At 39.8% G+C, this 18,915-nt stretch carries 12 protein-coding genes, 3 pseudogenes and 2 riboswitches; of the genes and pseudogenes, 5 read left to right on the forward strand and 10 right to left on the reverse strand.

Going from position 1 to position 18,915, the window contains the following annotated elements:
• Positions 1 to 56: 56 nt before the first annotated feature.
• A complete protein-coding gene (locus CCK98_RS29580) occupies positions 57 to 1,463 on the forward strand; it encodes a LysM peptidoglycan-binding domain-containing protein (RefSeq protein ID WP_088089873.1) in 1,407 nt (468 codons plus the stop codon).
• A 147-nt stretch (positions 1,464 to 1,610) separates the two neighbouring features.
• On the opposite strand, the pseudogene CCK98_RS36595 reads toward CCK98_RS29580, so the two are convergent.
• The 3 genes and pseudogenes from CCK98_RS36595 to CCK98_RS29595 form a co-directional block, all read right to left on the reverse strand.
• Positions 1,611 to 1,742, reverse strand: a pseudogene (locus CCK98_RS36595) (ADP-ribose pyrophosphatase); the annotation flags it as partial.
• A gap of 554 nt (positions 1,743 to 2,296) precedes the next feature.
• Positions 2,297 to 3,172, reverse strand: a complete 876-nt coding sequence (locus CCK98_RS29590; protein WP_088089874.1) for an ROK family protein — start codon at positions 3,170 to 3,172, stop codon at positions 2,297 to 2,299.
• Between the two features lie 253 nt (positions 3,173 to 3,425).
• Positions 3,426 to 3,593, reverse strand: a pseudogene (locus tag CCK98_RS29595) (ADP-ribosylglycohydrolase family protein); the annotation flags it as partial.
• 753 nt (positions 3,594 to 4,346) lie between these two features.
• On the opposite strand from CCK98_RS29595, the pseudogene CCK98_RS29600 reads away from it, so the two are divergent.
• The 3 genes and pseudogenes from CCK98_RS29600 to CCK98_RS29610 all read left to right on the forward strand — a co-directional run bounded on the left by CCK98_RS29600 (position 4,347) and on the right by CCK98_RS29610 (position 7,719).
• Positions 4,347 to 4,944, forward strand: a pseudogene (locus tag CCK98_RS29600) (DUF5317 domain-containing protein).
• A 170-nt stretch (positions 4,945 to 5,114) separates the two neighbouring features.
• Positions 5,115 to 6,956 (forward strand): diguanylate cyclase, encoded by a 1,842-nt coding sequence (locus CCK98_RS29605; RefSeq protein ID WP_088090591.1) that lies wholly within the window; start codon positions 5,115 to 5,117, stop codon positions 6,954 to 6,956.
• Between the two features lie 373 nt (positions 6,957 to 7,329).
• A complete protein-coding gene (locus CCK98_RS29610; RefSeq protein ID WP_088089875.1) occupies positions 7,330 to 7,719 on the forward strand; it encodes a VOC family protein in 390 nt (129 codons plus the stop codon).
• A gap of 81 nt (positions 7,720 to 7,800) precedes the next feature.
• Here the strand turns inward: CCK98_RS29610 and CCK98_RS29615 are convergent, their stop codons facing one another.
• From CCK98_RS29615 to CCK98_RS29635, 5 genes are all read right to left on the reverse strand, one after another.
• A complete protein-coding gene (locus CCK98_RS29615) occupies positions 7,801 to 8,538 on the reverse strand; it encodes an energy-coupling factor transporter transmembrane protein EcfT (protein ID WP_088089876.1) in 738 nt (245 codons plus the stop codon).
• Positions 8,535 to 10,106: an ABC transporter ATP-binding protein gene (locus CCK98_RS29620; RefSeq protein ID WP_088089877.1), complete on the reverse strand. Its 1,572-nt coding sequence runs from the start codon at positions 10,104 to 10,106 to the stop codon at positions 8,535 to 8,537. Before CCK98_RS29620 ends, CCK98_RS29615 begins: the two co-directional genes overlap by 4 nt.
• The gene (locus CCK98_RS29625; RefSeq protein ID WP_088089878.1) at positions 10,084 to 10,680 is read right to left on the reverse strand and encodes an ECF transporter S component; all 597 of its coding nucleotides are present in this window, start codon (positions 10,678 to 10,680) and stop codon (positions 10,084 to 10,086) included. Before CCK98_RS29625 ends, CCK98_RS29620 begins: the two co-directional genes overlap by 23 nt.
• A complete protein-coding gene (gene tenA / locus CCK98_RS29630; protein WP_088089879.1) occupies positions 10,677 to 11,363 on the reverse strand; it encodes a thiaminase II in 687 nt (228 codons plus the stop codon). Before tenA ends, CCK98_RS29625 begins: the two co-directional genes overlap by 4 nt.
• Before the next feature lie 113 nt (positions 11,364 to 11,476).
• Positions 11,477 to 11,580: riboswitch (TPP riboswitch) on the reverse strand.
• Positions 11,581 to 12,133: 553 nt separating this feature from the next.
• Positions 12,134 to 13,354: a benzoate/H(+) symporter BenE family transporter gene (locus CCK98_RS29635; RefSeq protein WP_088089880.1), complete on the reverse strand. Its 1,221-nt coding sequence runs from the start codon at positions 13,352 to 13,354 to the stop codon at positions 12,134 to 12,136.
• A 752-nt stretch (positions 13,355 to 14,106) separates the two neighbouring features.
• Here CCK98_RS29635 and CCK98_RS29640 point away from each other — a divergent pair.
• Positions 14,107 to 17,796: a DUF2062 domain-containing protein gene (locus tag CCK98_RS29640; protein ID WP_088089881.1), complete on the forward strand. Its 3,690-nt coding sequence runs from the start codon at positions 14,107 to 14,109 to the stop codon at positions 17,794 to 17,796.
• A gap of 289 nt (positions 17,797 to 18,085) precedes the next feature.
• Here CCK98_RS29640 and CCK98_RS29645 read toward each other — a convergent pair whose 3' ends face one another.
• Positions 18,086 to 18,400, reverse strand: coding sequence for a multidrug efflux SMR transporter (locus tag CCK98_RS29645; protein ID WP_088089882.1), 315 nt, complete (start codon positions 18,398 to 18,400; stop codon positions 18,086 to 18,088).
• The gene (locus CCK98_RS29650) at positions 18,400 to 18,741 is read right to left on the reverse strand and encodes a multidrug efflux SMR transporter (RefSeq protein WP_088089883.1); all 342 of its coding nucleotides are present in this window, start codon (positions 18,739 to 18,741) and stop codon (positions 18,400 to 18,402) included. The genes CCK98_RS29645 and CCK98_RS29650 overlap by 1 nt, the downstream gene beginning before the upstream one ends.
• A 66-nt stretch (positions 18,742 to 18,807) precedes the next feature.
• Positions 18,808 to 18,905: riboswitch (guanidine-I (ykkC/yxkD leader) on the reverse strand.
• Positions 18,906 to 18,915: the final 10 nt, after the last annotated feature.

The following is an 18,915-nucleotide window of genomic DNA, read 5'->3' on the forward strand; positions in this document are numbered from 1 at the left end:
CAATCCTTCTAACCCACATAGGTTACATTATTGAAGTGAAACAGGAGGAGAGGCAGATGGTGATCCATGTGGTCCGGAGCGGTGAAACGCTTTGGCAAATTGCTGCTCGTTACAAAGTAAATATGAATGGAATTGTTCAATCAAATGGGCTGCAAAACCCGAACCAGCTGTTAGTTGGGCAATCACTAGTAATCCCAGTCCCCGGAACATCACACATCATTAGATCCGGTGATACATTGTGGTCGATTTCACAACAATATGGGGTGGAAATTAACTCGATCATCCAGGCAAATCAACTCACAAATCCGTCTCTTTTATATCCGGGGACAAAACTAATTATCCCTCCACGGATACACGTGACCCAATCTGGGGAAACATTATGGCAAATCGCAAATCGTTACGGGGTAACAGTCCAAGCCATTATCGATGAAAATCAGATTCAAAATCCAAACCTTATTTATTCGGGTACACGGCTAAGAATACCAATCAAGAAACCAATCATCGAAGTCAATGCCTATACCTATCAACCCGATCAAGCAGCGGCTGAAACGGTTAAGGAGCTTAGCCAGTTGCTCACGTATATCAGTCCATTTGCTTACTTAATCAATGAAAAGGGGGATCTCACTCCAGTTCATGATGAGTTAACCCTTCAAGCAGCAAAAACAAGTAATGTCACACCGATGATGTCGATTACAAACTTCACTTCAACTGCAGCTGGCTCAAACGTGGCTCATACCCTTTTATCTAGTCCAGAATTACGTGAAAAGGTACTGACAAATATGCTTCGGATTATGGATGAAAAGGGATATAAAGGAGTAAACATTGATTTTGAAAATGTGTTGCCAGCCGATCGCGAAAATTACAATCTATTCCTCCAACTAACCGTGGACCGTCTTCATCCGCGAGGATATTTTGTCTCAACGGCAGTTGCACCCAAGCAAAGTGCGACACAAGCGGGTCTGCTGTATGAAGCACATGATTATGAAGCACATGGAAGAATTGTAGATTTTGTCGTGCTGATGACCTATGAATGGGGATACCGATTAGGGCCGCCACAGGCGATCTCTCCTATCAACCAAATGAGACGTGTCGTGGAATACGCACGGACCGTTATGCCGGCAGAAAAAATATTCTTAGGGTTCCAAATTTATGCCCGCGATTGGCTCCTTCCACATGTTAAAGGACAAGAAGCAGAAACATTTAGTACACAAGAAGCGATTGCGCGTGCGGTAAAATACGGGGCATCGATTCAATATGATGACACCACCCAATCACCATTTTTCCGTTACGTCGATGAAAAAGGCCGTGGCCATGAAGTTTGGTTTGAAGATGCCCGCAGCGCCCAAGCCAAGTTCGACTTGGCTAAGGAATTTAATCTCCGCGGAATTAGTTACTGGGCATTAGGCTATCCATATCCATCGAACTGGACGTTGTTAGCTGATAATTTCAGTATCAAAAAATAATTTTATGAACAATCAGTTCTAGCATGGACTGATTGTTCGTATGTGAATATTTCCGAGTTAGGGTTGATTACTGAAATATTCTCCAAAGAAAAACCAACTGTAACTCCTGTCCGTTCCATTCTTTTAACAACTACTAAAAAAACTAAATCAACACTCCACATAAAAAGGATGAAGTTTTTCGTTTAAACAATACTCGATTCTTTGCCTGAAATTATTCCAAGTAACCATTTCCAATGCTTCTTCAACTGAAAAGAAACCTACTTCCAAACAATCGTTTGATTAAAAGTATCTTCAACCCTTGATAAATAAGTATTCATACCTTCAAATTTATAAATTAATTGTTGAAAAATGACCTAAAATTAGGAGATAAATAGCCTTTGAACAATTATTGTTTCTAACGACAGCCAATCGACGTGATTCCATATATGCTATACTAATCAAACGTTTAGTTGAAACAGCTGTAAGTACGGTTCTATAGGTATTTTCCCTGCCAAGGTTGAGGGGAAATTGTCGAGATTCGCAAAATCATTCCGCAGGAAATAACCCACCTTTCCACAAATTCTGATGGGTTTCTCTTAAATTTCCATCATTCTATTAATTTCCCGCCTTTTCTCTACTACACAAATGTTTAATTAAAAGTGGTGTCACCACTCTCCAGTCCTGAACCTATCCCTCAAAATGCCTGAAAGGAATGGAGAAAAATGGCTTCAGCATTTACTCACTCTTTATTTCAAGGCGTCCAGCCATTCTTCGTTAAGACCGGGAATCTATGAAAAAAATAATAAACGTAATAGGTCATCGCCTATTACGCTTTTTATTAGGATGGTTTAAGTTTATTTTTCAAGTCCAGCTTCAAGTAACGCTCGATGGGCAAGCAGAAGGGACCCCGTGATCCCGGCATTATCCCCTAGACCAGGACTCACAATATAGTTAGAAAGCTTTGGTAAGGTGATATAATCGTTCATTAATTCCGATAGAAACTTATAGATAGACGTGAATACCTGCTTTTGGTTCATAACGCCGCCGCCAATAATAATTTTTTTAGGAGAGAGAACCAGTATATATTGCATAAGTGCCTGTGCAATATAGTACCCTTCCATTTCCCATACTTCGGAACGCTCCACCAGATGGATTCCTTGTGCACCCCATCGTTCTTCAATCGCGGGTCCAGCAGCCAAACCTTCCAGGCAATCAGCGTGGTATGGGCATTTGCCTTTGTATTCATCATTCGGATGCCGTCTTACAAGAATGTGACCCATTTCAGGATGTGACCACCCCTGCAAGAGTTCCCCCTGTACAATCGCACCTGCTCCAATGCCAGTCCCAACAGTGATGTAAAGGCAGCTATCCAGACCTTTTGCAGCACCCAGAACAGATTCACCCAATGCAGCAGCATTTACATCCGTATTGAATCCTACTGGAACCGAAAATGCCTCCTTGAACGTGTCAACAAATGGGAAGTCCCTCCATGCTGTTTTCGGTGTCGTGGTAATCATGCCATAAGTTGGACTTTCCCGGTTCACATCAATCGGCCCGAACGAGCCAATTCCGATGGCTTGGATAGGATATTTTTTAAAAAATTCGATCACCCAAGGAATGGTCTCCTCAGGAACGGTTGTAGAAACTTGAAAACGCTCCTGAATCTTACCCGATTCATCCCCTACTGCACAAACAAATTTTGTTCCTCCTGCTTCAATGGCACCTAACATGTAAACTTCCTCCAATGGGCATTATATTAAATGTCTTTTTGATATATTTAAAAATAGCACAAAATAGAAGAATGGAGAAACCCGCTAGAACAAAATTATTTCACCGCGTAAACTCGTTTTACCGGCGAAAGAGCTCAAAAAACTATATTACTAAAATGAAATGAGCATCACACTAGCTGATTTTGTTTAGAACCTCTCTATGTGACCGGACTCTCCTTTTTTCTTCCTTCACGGTCACATAGAACCTCTTTATGTCATCAGTGGTTTCCCCCGGTTCTACTTTCCAAACGCCCCCACCAATGATCGACGTCACTCGACCATACTCTTTTTTAATTTCTTCTGGGGACATAAATTCCGTTGTCGCTCCTAAGGCATCCCCAATCGCCACTCCAAAAAGACCACCTTTTACTTTATCTAGCATACACAACTCTCCCATCCCCTTGATAAAATCCCTTTCCACTTTTAATACATGCTTTCCCACTATAGCCATCTCATCATCAGTTAGATTATTCCATATTTATAAAACTGGTTTTAGGATGTCCGCTAGTAGATTATTTACTCCAAATCCATCCAATGAAATGACAAATCTCACCCATTTCCCCCAAGTTTCCCTTTCAATCAACCGTTTGGTTGAAACAGCTGCAAGTATTGGCCTATAAGGATTTCCCCTGCTAATGCAGGCGGGAAATTGTCGGTTTACGCTGGATCATTCCGCAGGAAATAACCATTATTTCCACAAAAACAGGCAGATTTCGCTTGAACTTACATCATTCTATTAATTCCCCCCCTTTTCCCTACTGCATAAACGTTTGATTAAAAGTGGGTTCAGGACGTGCCATTCCTGGATTTATTTCTCTAAATGGCTGAAAAGTATGTCGAGAACTGTCTTTAAAACACCTCTTTTCTGGAGATTACTAATGAACAGCTAAGCACTCACGTAATAAATAGCTATTCTATTCACCTACCAGTCGGTTTATATCGTGGGACAATCCTATGAAATAAGAGTATTCGAGTCAAGACATCAGAATATACACATATTCGACACAAGACCAAGCAACATCCCCTTGCATTCGACGAATATCTTTGATTATATTATTGTGGGAATATTTTTTTTTTGTGGAATTTTTGAACTTCTTCTATTAGTTATATATTCTAGCATAGGTAGGTAACAACGATGGTATTTGACGGCATCATTATTTCGTTTATAGTAGGGTTTCTTCGAAAAGGGAACCTAAGAGCTCTAGCACAGCTAAAGTTAAAGTGGGGATGGATCTTTCCTCTCCTATTGGTTGTTGAACTAGCCGTTTTTATGCTCCAAAACGATTACAAATTTCTGGGACAGGTAAGCGGATACATCTACATTGTGGTATATGTACTCGGTTTGCTATTTTTATTTATGAACCGCAATAACCCAGGATTTACTCTCATTCTAATTGGTGTATTTCTCAATTTTTTAGTCATGGTGATCAACGGCGGAAGAATGCCGGTTTCATTGGAAGCAGCTGCCGTTTTGGATCCTGAATATATCGAAGTCCTTAAAGAAAGCCTATACGCCATAGCATACGATGCTAACGTCTTCTACGTATCTTGGATTTTTGGGCGATGTTATTCCCATCACAGACCCCTATCCACGAACGCAAATCATCAGTATCGGTGATATCGTTATGAATATTGGAATCTTCTTTTTCATCCAACATCTCATGGTTCATCATCCAGTTGCCAAAAAGAGTGAATACACACCCGTCTCCTTTAGAGGAGGTGAAAAAAGATGAAAAATGAACAAAAAAAAGGCATTAAATTAACTGGAATTCTTTTCAATGCAATCATTATTGGTTCAATTATTATTGCTTTAACATCTGGATATAAATTAGTATAAGAGTAGAATGGTAGGGAGAAGTAATTTTTGTTACTTCTCCTAAATTTATTTATGAGAGTGATGAGTATGCGTAATATAAAGACACCTGCAAATATATATCTTTTCTTAATTTCAGTCTTAGGCATTTTGTTTTTTACTTTCTCAATTAAAATCCCACAGTACTCTCAAATGGATTGGATTGTTATTTTTTCTTTTTCCGGTGCCATCTTATTGCTTAATTACTACACCGTACTGATTCCTCCAAAGGGTAATTCCCTTTCCATGGATTCTTCTATTTATCTAGCAAGTCTTTTTTTGTTTGGACTAAATACATCATTACTTGTTTTATTCATACATTCCATTGTATTTGCTTTATTCCAGCGAAAAATCGCCTGGTGGAAACATGTGTTTAACTTCTCTGTTTATTCTTTAATGATTAATAGTGCCTATTATGTTTTTATATATACAAATGGTATCACTGGACCGATCAGTGTCGATAACATTCTTTCCTATTTACTTTCTTTTTGCACCTATTTTGCACTAAATCTACTATTAGTTGGGATTTATTTCATATTGGCAACATCTGAAAACATCGTAAACTTTTTTAAGGAAATTATTGAAGAGACAGCTGCCACATATATTATCACACTTGTACTTTCATTAGTCCTAGTCATTTTAATGAAACCCGACGAATTATTCGGTCTGTCTCTTTTCACCTGTATTGCGTTTTTATTATCATTAGCATTTAAACAGTATTTTAATTTATATAAAGAGATTTCCGAGAAAGCCAACAAAGATACCTTGACAGGCCTCAATAACCACGGTTACTTTAAAGAAATTTTGGAAAAAGAAGTAGCGATCGCAAAGGAAACCGATCAGTCTTTAAGTGTGGTCATCCTTGATATCGATGATTTTAAAAAATTTAATGATTTGTACGGGCATATTCAAGGCGATCATCTGCTCCAGGAATTTGGTGCCATTTTGAAAACCGAGTCCGACGCGGCAAATTTTATCGTTGCACGCTATGGCGGCGAAGAATTTTCGATTATCATGCCAAACACCAATCGTAAAACAGCTTATTCGTTCATGAATGAATTACGGAAGAAAGTAAATGACACCTACTATAAAGGGGTGGAACGTCTCCCTTACGGCTGCTTGTCCTTTTCATCTGGGATTGCCGAATGTGAAAAAGAGACCTACAATATTTCTGAACTTCTGAACAAAGCGGATCAAGCGATGTATGCGGCGAAGAACCAAGGGAAAAATCTAGTCCAAATCTATAATGGGCTTTCCGAATATTCCGTTCATCACTCGCTTTCACTTGAAAAAGAGCTGGAGGAATCGGAGTTTCAATTAAAGATCTTCCTCTCAAAAGATATCTATACCTATCGCCACAGTAAACGGGTCTACCAATATGCGGTTGATTTTTCACGGATGCTTAACTTAAGTGTTCATGAACGCAAAACGCTGATACTTGGAGCTCTTGTCCATGACATTGGAAAAATAGAAATCCCGCGGGAGATTTTAAATAAAAAAGGAAAGCTTGAGTCTCATGAATGGGAATTGATGAAGAAGCACGTAACCTATGGAAAAGAGATCATTTCAACAAATAAGAAATTAGAAGACTTGATTCCTCTAGTTGAACTCCACCATGAACGCTATGATGGGAACGGCTACCCATATGGCTTAGCAGGAAAATCGATTCCAAAGCTGGCGCGAATTCTCTGTGTGATCGATTCCTTTGACGCAATGACAACCGAGCGTCCTTATCAAAAAACAAAAACCTTCCATGAAGCGATCGCTGAATTGCGCGACTGCTCTGGAAAACAATTTGATCCTCAATTCATTGAACCGTTTATAGCGATGATCAAGGAGTTTGATCACTCCGGGGATGAACGGAAAAAAGAGCTTGTTGGAGTGAATAGCTGACAGGCAGGCAGTGAGAATTGAGACAATGACCTGAGTCAGGCTAACCGCCTGGCTTTTTTAGGTTTTATTGGGGTGGGTGATTGAGGAAAATCGGAAGTGGCCGATATATCTCCAAAACCGGCAGAGTTTCGGAAAAGTATGTAGTAAGTGACCACAATTTCGTCGTAAGTCTCAATAAATATGTAGTAAGTGTCCGTAATTTTGTAGTAAGTGCCAATAAAGTTGTAGTAAGTTGGTCTTTTTCAATAAAGTGGATACTTGTAAATCACTTGGTAACTAAAAAAGTGATTCCTAGGTGCAATTTTTAACGCGCCGTATCAATCATCTATTTGTGTTATGATGAAAATAAATTTATTTAGGGGGGATGACTGCGGTGATTCAATATAAAGAGCTCCACCACGTTAGTCTAACGGTTACTAATTTAGAACGTGCCAAGCATTTTTATAGCAGCATCTTATGTTTAAAAGAAATACAACGTCCTAATTTTGATTTTCCTGGTGCCTGGTACGAAGTTGAGGGACAACAGCTCCATTTAATCGTTCTTCCTACATCACAAACGATTCGCCAAGATAAGTGCCTGAGCAGCAGAGAAGGTCATTTTGCACTAAGAGTGAAGGATTACACAGAGACTCTGAATTGGCTGAAAAGTAAGGATGTTGAGCTGTTAGAGAAACCCAATGGCATGAGCGGTTTTGCGCAAATATTCTGTGCGGACCCTGATGGGAATCTAATTGAACTAAACGTCGATCAAAAAGACCTTTAGGAATGCCGGCAACTGACGAACCTTCCAAAGTAGAAAGGAGAAGTGCGCGAACACTTCTCCCCTCTAACTATTCGTTCCCATTCATCCAATAAAAATAATAATCCCCAATCCAACAATTACCAAAGAAAGTAAGTAGACCAAGTCTTTCGATACTATTTTCGGTGTTTGATAATACGTTCTGTCTCTTGTGCCCGTAAATCCACGCGCTTCCATTGCGATAGCAATCCGTTCTGATTTTCTTATTCCTTGAGTGAACAGTGGCAAAGAGTACCTCATAAAAGCTTTCCAGCTATTTTTCTGCTTGTAACCTCTGACTTTATGAGCAGTCTTCATTTGGTTTAGTTCAGATTGGAATAGTGGGATAAAGCGGAACCCCGCTAATAGCCCATACGCCCATTTAGGTGAAAGTTTACATTGATGAATTAAACTCATGATGAACAAGGTGATGTCTGTGGTAGAGGTGAATAATAATCCATACGTAACAAACGCTAACATCCTCAAGCCGATTGTTAAGCCATGATTCATGCTCTCTTGCGTAATATGGAACCAGGCCCATTTCCAAATCGTTTCTTCCCCTTCTCCAAACGCCGCCATCATCCAAAATACAAGAATAAAAAAACCTAAATAAGGCAAGAGCCTTTTCAGAAGGTAAGTCATTCTCCATCCGCCTAAAAAAATACCGATCAATACAGCAAGTAACCAGATCAAAAAAGTCACCATTGGATTTGAGATTGCCATTAAAAGAAACATCACGATCAAATGAGAAAGCAGTTTACAAGCAGGATTGAGAGTTGCTAGGAATGAATCGTTAGCCTTCATACCAAAACCCCCTCCATTCGTGCATGCATCAACTGGTAATGGAGGGGTGGAATTAACGCACTATCACGGAAATTACTCGGATTTGAAAATAACCCATAGGGGGTCCCTTGATAGGTTACTCTTCCCTTGTTGAAGAGAATAACTTGATCAGAATAACCATCCACCAAATCCATATCGTGGGTGACCATCACAATCGTTGTTCCCTGGTCCTGCCTCTCCTGTAAGCGTTGAATCAGTTCGTTCGCTGTTTTTTCATCCTGACCGAATGTTGGTTCATCCAGCAATAATAAATCTTGATCCAACAATAACATCGTCGCCACACTTAACCGCCGTTTTTGTCCTAAACTTAGTGTAAACGGGTGAGCATGTTGATGCGATTCCAATCCAAACTCCTCTAACAATTGGCTGGTTTTGGTATGAACCACCTCTTCTGGCCAATTTCGTTGTCGGCCGCCAAAGGCAACTTCTTCAAAGACAGTATCCGTAATGAATTGAAGTTCTGGATTTTGAAAAACAAAGCCTGCTTTTTCATATAATTTTCGTTCAGGCCACTTTTTTAGCCCTGTATTTTGAAAGAGAATTTTCCCCTTTTTAATCGTCTCCAATCGGATCAGACTTTTTAAAAAGGTACTTTTCCCACTTCCATTTTCTCCGACGATTGAAATCCATTCCCCTTTATGGATTTTTATATCAATGTCGCTCACAATGGTCTTCTTCCGATAGCCAATTTCAACATTTTCGGTATGGAGTAAAATATCGCCATCCTTGAGCGGTTTGTTTTTTATCAGATTAGCAAGTTTGATAGATAGTGGGTGCGCGTCATTTTGAACAACTTCCTCCCATTTGTGAGGAAACAACTTAGGGCGCCAAATACCCGCCTCTTTCATTTCATTTTTAAAATGCAGCAGCATTTCTTTTGGCTGACCATCCCCGATAATACATCCATTCTCATTTAGGATAATGACTCGATCCATCCATTCGATGCAGCCGTCTAGGACATGTTCGACAAATACCATCGTATGGTTTGTCTTTTGGGCTAATTGATTCAATAAAACAAATATCTCATTCCGGCCAGCTGGGTCTAGCTGGGCTGTTGGTTCATCAAAGAAGATGACTTCAGGTTCTAATGCCAGTAGACAAGCTAACGCCAATCGTTGTTTCATCCCACCTGAAAGAGTTTCAATCGGTGTTTTCTTATCGACCATCAGCCCTACTTTATCCATTAACTCAGAAATCATTTGGTCCATTTGGTTTCGCGGAATCGATCGATTTTCGAGGCTGAACGCAATTTCTTCATCGACATGAAGCATGCAAAATTGCGAATCTGGATCTTGAAACATCACACCGGCATCTTTCCTGCAGAATACTTCACCACTTACCTCTGCCTCCAAATGCTCCGGGATAATGCCTGCAAGAGCGGAAATCAACGTCGATTTCCCACTCCCACTAGGCCCTAGTATTAATACTTTCTCCCCTCTATTGATGGATAAAGTAATCTGACTAAGTATTTTTTCAGAGCGATTATAAAAGCGAATCGAAAGATCCTTACATCCCAGAAACATGTCCATTGACGTTTTCCTTTTTCCTTTTTTCCTTCATCAATTCATATTGTTCTAACACACCTGTTTTTGCGAGTGCGTCCACAATGACCTTCGCTAACAATCCACCGAGAATCATTCCGCTGATGACATGAATTCCTAACGTTGTAAAAAATACTTCCTTCGTGTAATAATCAAAACCGTTAGCGATTAAGTTATAAATCATGCTGCCTAGCGCTGCAAAAACTCCAGATAGCATTAAAGTAAATAGATTGTAGAGTTTATATCCGAATATTGCGAATGCGATTTCTGCACCAATCCCTTGAAAGACACCTACTAAAAGGGCCGATAAACCAAAATGACTTCCTGTTAATAACTCTACTGCCGCCGCTGCAACCTCTGCAATAAGCGCTGCTCCCGGTTTTTGAATAATATACGCAACGATTGGACTAGCAATCACCCAAATTCCAAACATAAAACCTGCGCCCACCGGCCCGACAAGAGCGGAAATGGGAATCCAAAGCGTCGACCAGCCTAAATAGATCACTCCACAAGCGACCGCTAGAATCACAGCAAGGACAACTTCCTTCATCTTCCAAGTCATCGTTTCACTACCTCCATTTTCACAGGCCATTCTTCAAGTTTATAGGCCATATCCCAAAACATATATTCCAGCTGACAACTGATTAAGAAATGATCCTTCATCTTTTCCTTTTCTCTCTCTGTTGCTGTCATTGCCCACTCATCAAGACGGGCACAAAATTTCGTGGTAATCGAATCGGTACGATTTCCATAAAAACTGATCCAATCATAAAAGGGATGAGAACGATCAGGGTTAACCTCCGTTATTAATCTTTTCCCAATTTCCCAATACGTCCACGGACATGGCAACAACACAGCTAAAATTTCCCCTAAAGTACCTTCGTGCGCAACGGTAAGCATATGACGCGTGTAATGAAGGGACGAGGGAGATAACGGATATCCATGTAATACCTCGTAAGGAACACCTGCTACTTGACAAAAGTTATTATGAGGATGGATTTCACTGTTTAAGATAAAAGAAATCTGCGTATTAAACATATCCATATCTTCACGATTCTCACACTTCGAAACCGCTATTCCATAGATGCGAATAAACGAATTCAAATACTCAAAGTCCTGTTTAACATAATGAATCAATTGTTCCTTCTCTAGCTCCCCATTAGCGATTCCTTGCACAAACGGATGTTCAAAAATCGCCTCGAAAATAGGATCTGCATCTTTTCTTAACTCTGCTGAAAAACTCATAAAATTTTGCCCCCTTATTGGTTTTAATGGGAAGACTCTAGAAGGCGCGACTGAAATTTCAAGCACGAAAAAACCGCCCCAAAAATGGAGCGGCTGAATAATTATATCTTATCCATACACGAACTCCACTTTCCTACGCTAGTATGAACTAGATCAGGTTCAAAGGGTCCAAGATAACTCTCGTCTCAGCCATAAAAAGGCTCCCCTAGTGGTCTTCCTATTAATTTAACCTTCACTCTACACTCGCTGGTTAATGTTGTCAATCAATTAAAATCTGAAATTTAAAAATAGACCAAATGGATTATAGGTGCACTGAAATCCTAAGGCATTTCCAATTATTATCCAGCAAATGTCGTAAGACTTGTAAAATATGTAGTAAGTGCGCGAAATTATGTAATAGGTTTCGTAAAATATGTAGTAAGAATCCAAAATTATGTAATAGGTTTCGTAAAATATGTAGTAAGAATCCAAAATTATGTAATAAGTTTCGTAAAATATGTAATAAGAATTCGAAATTATGTAATCCTGCGAAAGTAAGGCTTTTATTTGCGAAAACACAACAGCTAGTCTCTCCTCAATAAATAACTCTTTTAAAAAGGAACCATGTTTAGCCGCTGAACTAGAACATGTGCCCATACCCATAATATGAACAGCGGCTAATCTTCCGATAGTGAAATTAGATTGCGGCAAAAAAAAGGAGAAGTGCGCGAACACTTCTCCCCTCTAACAACCTATTAATCTACGACAAATTTCGGGGCGTGACAGGCACATTACGCTTCCACCGTCTTTGCAATAATCGCTCCAACAACCAGACCCCATACCGGTGCACTAATATGGAAAAATGATACATTGGATAACGCGATGAGGAACGCAAATAGGGCACTTAAGCGATATTTATTTTCGGAGAAACCCAGCTGCAAACTAGAAAGAAGGACGCTGACTAACGCAAATCCTGCTAGCATCGACACAAACGCGTGGGGTAACGCTTGGATAAACGGAACAATTTTCCAAGCGAATACTCCAAACAATAATGTCAAAACCCCCGATACCACCGCTGCCATATACCTCTTTGATTTTACCCCTGCATCCGAACTAGAACAGATGGCGGTCATCATGCCAGCAATATTCGCACTTTGCCCCCCGAAAAAACTGGCAATAATCGAAAACACTCCACTAAAAGAAACAATTTTTCGGATCGGAGGTTCAAAATCCGAGCTTTCTAGTGCGCCGATTCCAGGTGCCATATCATTACTTAGGATTAACATGGCCAGAGGCAGACCTAATGTGACCATGCCCATCCATGTAAATTCCGGCATTTGAATGGATGGTAGAAAAAAAGCAATCTCCTTAGATGAGCTATGTAGATCTTGGGTTAAAAACAAAGTAATAAAAGCGACAACCACTGCGACCATAACGGCCGGGATCCGTTTTGAGATTTTCGTACTGATAAAGAAACTAAGCAAGGCTGCCCCACCCACTAAGGGTAAGGCCTTAACGTCTTGAACAAGCTGAACCACATAGTTGGTGACCAGACCTGCAAGCATGGCTGCAATGACTTCTTTCGGAACCCATTTAATAATTTTAGTAAAAAGTCCTGACAACCCAATCAGCAAAATCAGCAGCCCTGACATCACATACCCGCCAATTAGCTGGGGATAAGTAAAATGTGCTGTCACTGTCGCTAAAAAAGCAACCCCCGAAATCGAGTGAGCTCCGGTAATGGGAATTCTAAATAACAGAGGCATTACGATCCCTAACAACCCTCCAAAGAAATAGACGGCAAACATCCAATTGATGGTTTGCTGATTAGAGAAATGCCCTGCCGCTGCTGCCTGCAGAATGATTAACGCTGGACCTGTCATGACTAAAGTACTAGAAATTAATCCAGAAGATACGTTTTGAGTCGTTAGATCTTGAAAAACTGATTTCCTTTTATTTTCAGGTAATGGTTCAATTGATTGCTCTCTAATTAATCTATTTGGATGCCCCATTTTTTCTCCTCATACCCTTCTTCAAGTAAAAAACTTTTATTGTTAGTTTAGACAACCTTCTACAAAATGTATAGAACAAAGGCAATCTTCGACAACCGTTAATATTATTAAAAACTCACTGGCAGTCCTTATCATAACAAAAGGGACGGGGAATAAACTAGAGGAAAAAATAGCTTAAAAAAGGGAAAAGGTGCATTCTCGCCGGTTATCGAGACTGCACCTTTTTCTTTTAGCCTTTGATGGCTTACTTTTTCAAACGATCCACAAACAAATTTAAAAGTTTGACCGAATTGCAGGTATTATTTCAGTTACTATTTCATAGATAATACCGCCTGACATTACGCCGATGAATTCATTTTTTTAACCTCCACGGGCATCATTCGCTTCCTATGGTTACCGTTCATCTAATTTTTCAACCTCTACGTGCACTAGTCGCCTTCACTAGCTTCCAACCAAGCTAAAAAGGAGAAGTGCGCGAACACTTCTCCCCTCCAACCTCTATCAAACTCTGAAAAAATTACAAATTACCATTAAAAACTGAAAAGAACTTTTTCTACCTACCCCCAAAATCTTTAAATGACTACCTAAGCTTATTCTGTTAGTCATTTTTTGTCGAAAAGTCTGTCCCTTCGATGCGCACGATTTATAATTCCTTTCGATTAACGTTTCAGTGAACCTTTTACAGATTTAATTGTATAAACTCAATCGATTAAAATAGAATTTTTGACACTACGCCTATAGGAGGAGTCTATGTGAATCGAATTTTTAGGTGGATTGTTAGATCATTATTTGCACCTGTCACTGGTAATGCAGGAGCGGTTGCAAGTACACTTGGTTTTTTCATGGGGTTTTTCCCTTTAGATAGTTTTAGAATTCCATTATTGCTTGTTCTTTCACTTTTGTTGCGTCTTAATATCATTGCCTTATTTCTTGGAACGTTGATTCCGCTTTTTATACCAAAGATGAATCATTTACCCTTCCTGGATATGCGTTTATTGGAGGATTACTGGTTATTTTCTACCCTGCAGTCTAAAATACAGCTTTCACAAACCATGGCTTCAGGTGTCCTAGGAGGCTTGATTGGTCTTGTCTGCTACTTTATTTTCCATTGGTTTTACAATTTAGGGCTGAAAAAGAGGGAGAGAAATCAAGAACATGTTTTTCTTGATCCAGCCAAAAGACGCTGGTCCATTATCAAACGAATGAGTGCAGGCTTTACGGTTTTAATTATTTTAGTATCGACTATTTTTATTGAAAGTCTTAATACGAACCCTGAATTTCCTGAACTACAATTAAATAAAAGCGCAGTAAAGAGCGGGATCGAGCCGATTAATAAAAGTTTCAGTGCAGAACAGCTTGCCACTCAGTTTCAAAAAACGAGTCCATCCCCTCTTATTCAAAAAAATATCGGGCAATCGAACAAGAAACAAGAAGTGTATGGTTTTTACGTCGATTGGGACAAAAACAGCCATACTTCTTTTAAAAAGAATAGCGATTCGATTACAACATTAGTGCCGGGGTGGATGCAGCTGACACCTGGTCTTACCCTAAAAACCAGCACGGACAAGTCCATTATTGCAGAGGCCAAAGCCCATAATATAAAGATTCTCCCATTAGTGAATAATTTTAGTAATAATAAATGGGATGGCGAGGCTCTACACCGCTTATTTATTACTCCCGGTGCTGAAGATCTTTTTATTAAAAAGATGTTGGAATATGTGAGAACAAATGACTTTGACGGAATTAATATAGACTTTGAAGATATCCAGCCAAAGGACAAAGAGGATTTCACTCATTTTATCGGTAAAGTTTATGAGGCGTTTCATCCACATGGTCTGATGGTCACATTGGATGTTCCGCCGAATAACAATAGTTTTAACTATACTTCTTTAGCAACGAACGTTGATCGCATGATTGTCATGCTCTATGATCAGCACCATTCGATGAGTAAACCTGGACCTGTGGCTCCGTCTGATTGGGTAAAAGAGAACTTGAACCAGCTCCATATTCCTTCTGAAAAATTGATTGTGAGTTTGGGAAGCTTCGGTTACGACTGGGAAGAAAACTCCCATCAGCCCGCAGATACGGTTGCTTTCGGCGATATCATGGATTTAGGAATTGGGACCAACCTCCAAATCCAATGGAATAAACAAATAGGCAACCCTTATGTACGCTACAAAAGAAACGGAAAAAACCATGTTGTTTGGTTTTTAGATGCAGCTTCATTTTATAATCAAATGAAGCTAGTGATAGATCACGGTTCAAGAGGAATAGCGGTTTGGCGGCTCGGTTCTGAAGATCCTTCGATCTGGAATTTCCTGAATAAACCAAAGGGAATAACCGATCCATCCCATGCCCTTCAAACCTTGGTCAGCCCTAAGTCTGTTCACTATACAGGTGCTGGAGAGATTTTAAAAATTGCCTCTCCATCAGAAAAAGGAACAAGAACGATTCAATTGGATTCACATGGGTTGATTCAAACCGAGACCTATACTAAATTACCAAAGCCTTCTGAGGTCGTTCGGTATGGCCAGCCGAAAGGTAAGGAAGTCGTCCTTACCTTTGATGACGGTCCGGATCCAACCTATACACCACAAATATTGGACATTTTGGACAAGAATCATATAAAAGGGAGCTTCTTTATCATTGGAGAGAACGCGCTGCAGCATCCAGAACTGGTTAACAAGATGTATAAAAAAGGTCACGAAATTGGCAACCATACCTTTACCCATCCGGATGTTGCATCGATCACACCATTTCAAACGAGAATGGAGCTAAATGCAAATCAGCGATTATTTCAAGAAATTACCGGTCATTCGATGACTCTTTTCCGTCCGCCATATGTGGCCAATGCGGAACCGAGCACAAAGAGCGAACTGGAGCCAATATTGCGAGCACAGGATATGGGTTATACCATGGTCGGTGAATTAATTGACTCAGACGATTGGCAAAGACTTTCTAGTGATGAAATTGTAAACAGGGTATTGGATCAGCTGCCTGAAGGAAATGTGATTTTGATGCACGATGCTGGCGGTGACCGCTCCAACACGGTAGAAGCCTTGCCTACGATTATTAAAGAACTCAAACAGCGCGGCTATACATTTACCACCATTGCTGATCTAACTGGAAAAAGTGATAGTCAGATTATGCCCCCTGTTAAGGACAGCCCTTATTTGGTCTATGACAAGGCTGTATTCATGGTGATACAAGGCTGGCACTTAGGATTAAGCTTCCTGTTCTACTCAGCGATCCTGTTAGGAATCTTACGACTGGCTATCTTCGTTTTCCTTTCAAGGAAGCAAGTAAAAAGGTATAAAGAGACCGTGATTGACCCTAACTTCACACCTTTTGTCAGTGTGGTAATTGCTGCCTACAACGAGGAAAAAGTAATTTGTAAAACAGTAGATTCTATTTTATCGAGCGACTACCCTGCTTTTGAGATACTGATTATCGATGACGGATCAAAGGATGATACCGCTGTTGTCGTTCAAGAAACATATACAAAACATCCGCTCGTCAGATTAATTAAAAAAAACAATGGGGGAAAATCTTCTGCTGTTAATCTTGGTTTTAAAGAGGCAAACGGGGAAATCGTGGTGGCTCTTGATGCTGATACACTCATCGCTGAAAATGCGATTTCATTGCTTGTTAACCATTTTAAGAATGAAAATGTTGCTGCGGTTTCAGGTAATGTAAAGGTCGGCAATAAGGGGAACCTCCTTACAAACTGGCAGCATATCGAATACGTGACAGGCTTTAACCTGGAGAGAAGGGCTTTTGCCGCTCTCAATTGCATTACGGTTGTACCAGGTGCGATCGGTGCATGGAGAAAGACGGCCGTAGAAGATGCAGGATACTTTCAAGAGGATACACTGGCAGAGGATACCGATATCACGCTTACCCTTTTACGTCAAGGGAAAAAGATAGAATTTGAAGAAAAGGCTTATGCCTTTACAGAAGTGCCGGAAGATATTAAAAGTCTGGCAAAACAGCGTTACCGATGGGTTTACGGTACGTTACAATGCTTATGGAAACATCGGGATGCTTTATTCAATAAAAAACATAACTCATTAGGATTTATCGCCCTACCAAATATGTGGCTTTTCCAATATATTTATCAAACCATATCGCCTATTGCAGATATCTTGTTTATTTTAGCCCTGTTTAACCCGCACCCTGAAAGAGCAGCGATCGGATTTATTCTTTTCTACTTGCTGGATTTCGGTACTTCTCTCTATGCGTTTCGCTTGGAGAAAGAAAGTCCCAAACCACTAGCCTCATTGTTTCTGCAACGAATCTTGTACAAGCAGCTGATGACTTATGTGGTGATAAAATCGATCTTCTCGGCAATAAAGGGAGTAACCGTTGGCTGGGGTAAACTAAAACGCAAAGGTAATGTAACACAGGAAACCTCGATGGTGAAGGTTAAGGAAAATATGTAATGGAGTCTTCGCACAGGTCTTTCCCATTCGGGGAAGACTTTTTTTGTACCCCAACATTTAACCAACATTTTGATTGAATTTATTAGAACATTTAAGTGAACGTAAGTTGATTTACCGAAGAGTTATTGGATATTTATGTGAAAATGAAAATATAAATTGTGTAAAGTTGCACTTAAAGTAACGGGGCAGGTTGAATAAGAAAAGCCCCTTTAATAATAAGTTGAGTTAAAGAATAGGCTTTTCATATTCCATTATGATAGGTGATATATAATACTTATCCTTTTTTCCGTTATGATACAAGTTTTAATCCTATTGCTGCACATAAAACCATCGTTATGAAGACCAATCTTTTCCAGTCTTTTGGTTCTCCGTAAAAGAGCATTCCTAATATTGCTCCACCAGAAGCTCCAATCCCTGTCCATATTGCATATGCTGTTCCCATAGGGAGTGTTTTCATTGAATAAGCTAGAATGATGAAACTTGCTCCAAATCCAATAATTAATAGAATCAAGGATTTCAAATTACGGTCCTTATGAAGTTTATTTATCATAGCAACACCAAACATTTCAAATAACCCTGCTAAGAATAAAGAAAACCACGCCATTAGGAATCAGCCCCTTCCTGAATCTTATCCTTTGTAACTAATTTCAATCCAATTACACCTGCTAGTAACAGTAATATCAAAAGTGACTTACTCACTTTAAATGGTTCTCCAAACAGTATAATTTCAGCAATGACAGTGCCTGCTGTACCTAGTCCTACGAAAACTGCATATACAGTTCCTACGGGAAGTTGTCGTCCTGCCATAATCATCACATAGAAGCTGATAATAATAGATATAACTGTTCCAGCCCAAGTCCAAAAGTCATCTGCGTGTTTTAATCCAATAACCCAAAATACTTCAAATAGAGCCGCAACAAATACTTTAATCCAGTTTGCATTCATTTAAACATACCTCCAATTTTATTCTTTACCAAAACAAAAAAAGCCTGGGAGATGACTGTAAACAGTTTCTCCCAGGCTTTTATCCTTCCGTGACACAGCATAGCTGTGAGTTCTCTCTCGGACCAGACCAACATTAAAGTTACGGAACCCTAGAAAACATTTGGCTTATGCAAT

Origin of the sequence: Bacillus sp. OV166 (assembly GCF_900177675.1) — a bacterium.
Lineage (GTDB): Bacteria > Bacillota > Bacilli > Bacillales > Cytobacillaceae > Neobacillus.

Coding starts and splice junctions, on each gene's coding strand:
- CCK98_RS29580 (WP_088089873.1), top strand. CDS start 57: ATGGTGATCCATGTGGTCCGGAGCGGTGAAACGCTTTGGCAAATTGCT.
- CCK98_RS29590 (WP_088089874.1), bottom strand. CDS start 3,172: ATGTTAGGTGCCATTGAAGCAGGAGGAACAAAATTTGTTTGTGCAGTA.
- CCK98_RS29605 (WP_088090591.1), top strand. CDS start 5,115: ATGCGTAATATAAAGACACCTGCAAATATATATCTTTTCTTAATTTCA.
- CCK98_RS29615 (WP_088089876.1), bottom strand. CDS start 8,538: ATGAAGGCTAACGATTCATTCCTAGCAACTCTCAATCCTGCTTGTAAA.
- CCK98_RS29620 (WP_088089877.1), bottom strand. CDS start 10,106: ATGGACATGTTTCTGGGATGTAAGGATCTTTCGATTCGCTTTTATAAT.
- CCK98_RS29625 (WP_088089878.1), bottom strand. CDS start 10,680: ATGACTTGGAAGATGAAGGAAGTTGTCCTTGCTGTGATTCTAGCGGTC.
- tenA (WP_088089879.1), bottom strand. CDS start 11,363: ATGAGTTTTTCAGCAGAGTTAAGAAAAGATGCAGATCCTATTTTCGAG.
- CCK98_RS29635 (WP_088089880.1), bottom strand. CDS start 13,354: ATGGGGCATCCAAATAGATTAATTAGAGAGCAATCAATTGAACCATTA.
- CCK98_RS29645 (WP_088089882.1), bottom strand. CDS start 18,400: ATGGCGTGGTTTTCTTTATTCTTAGCAGGGTTATTTGAAATGTTTGGT.
- CCK98_RS29650 (WP_088089883.1), bottom strand. CDS start 18,741: ATGAATGCAAACTGGATTAAAGTATTTGTTGCGGCTCTATTTGAAGTA.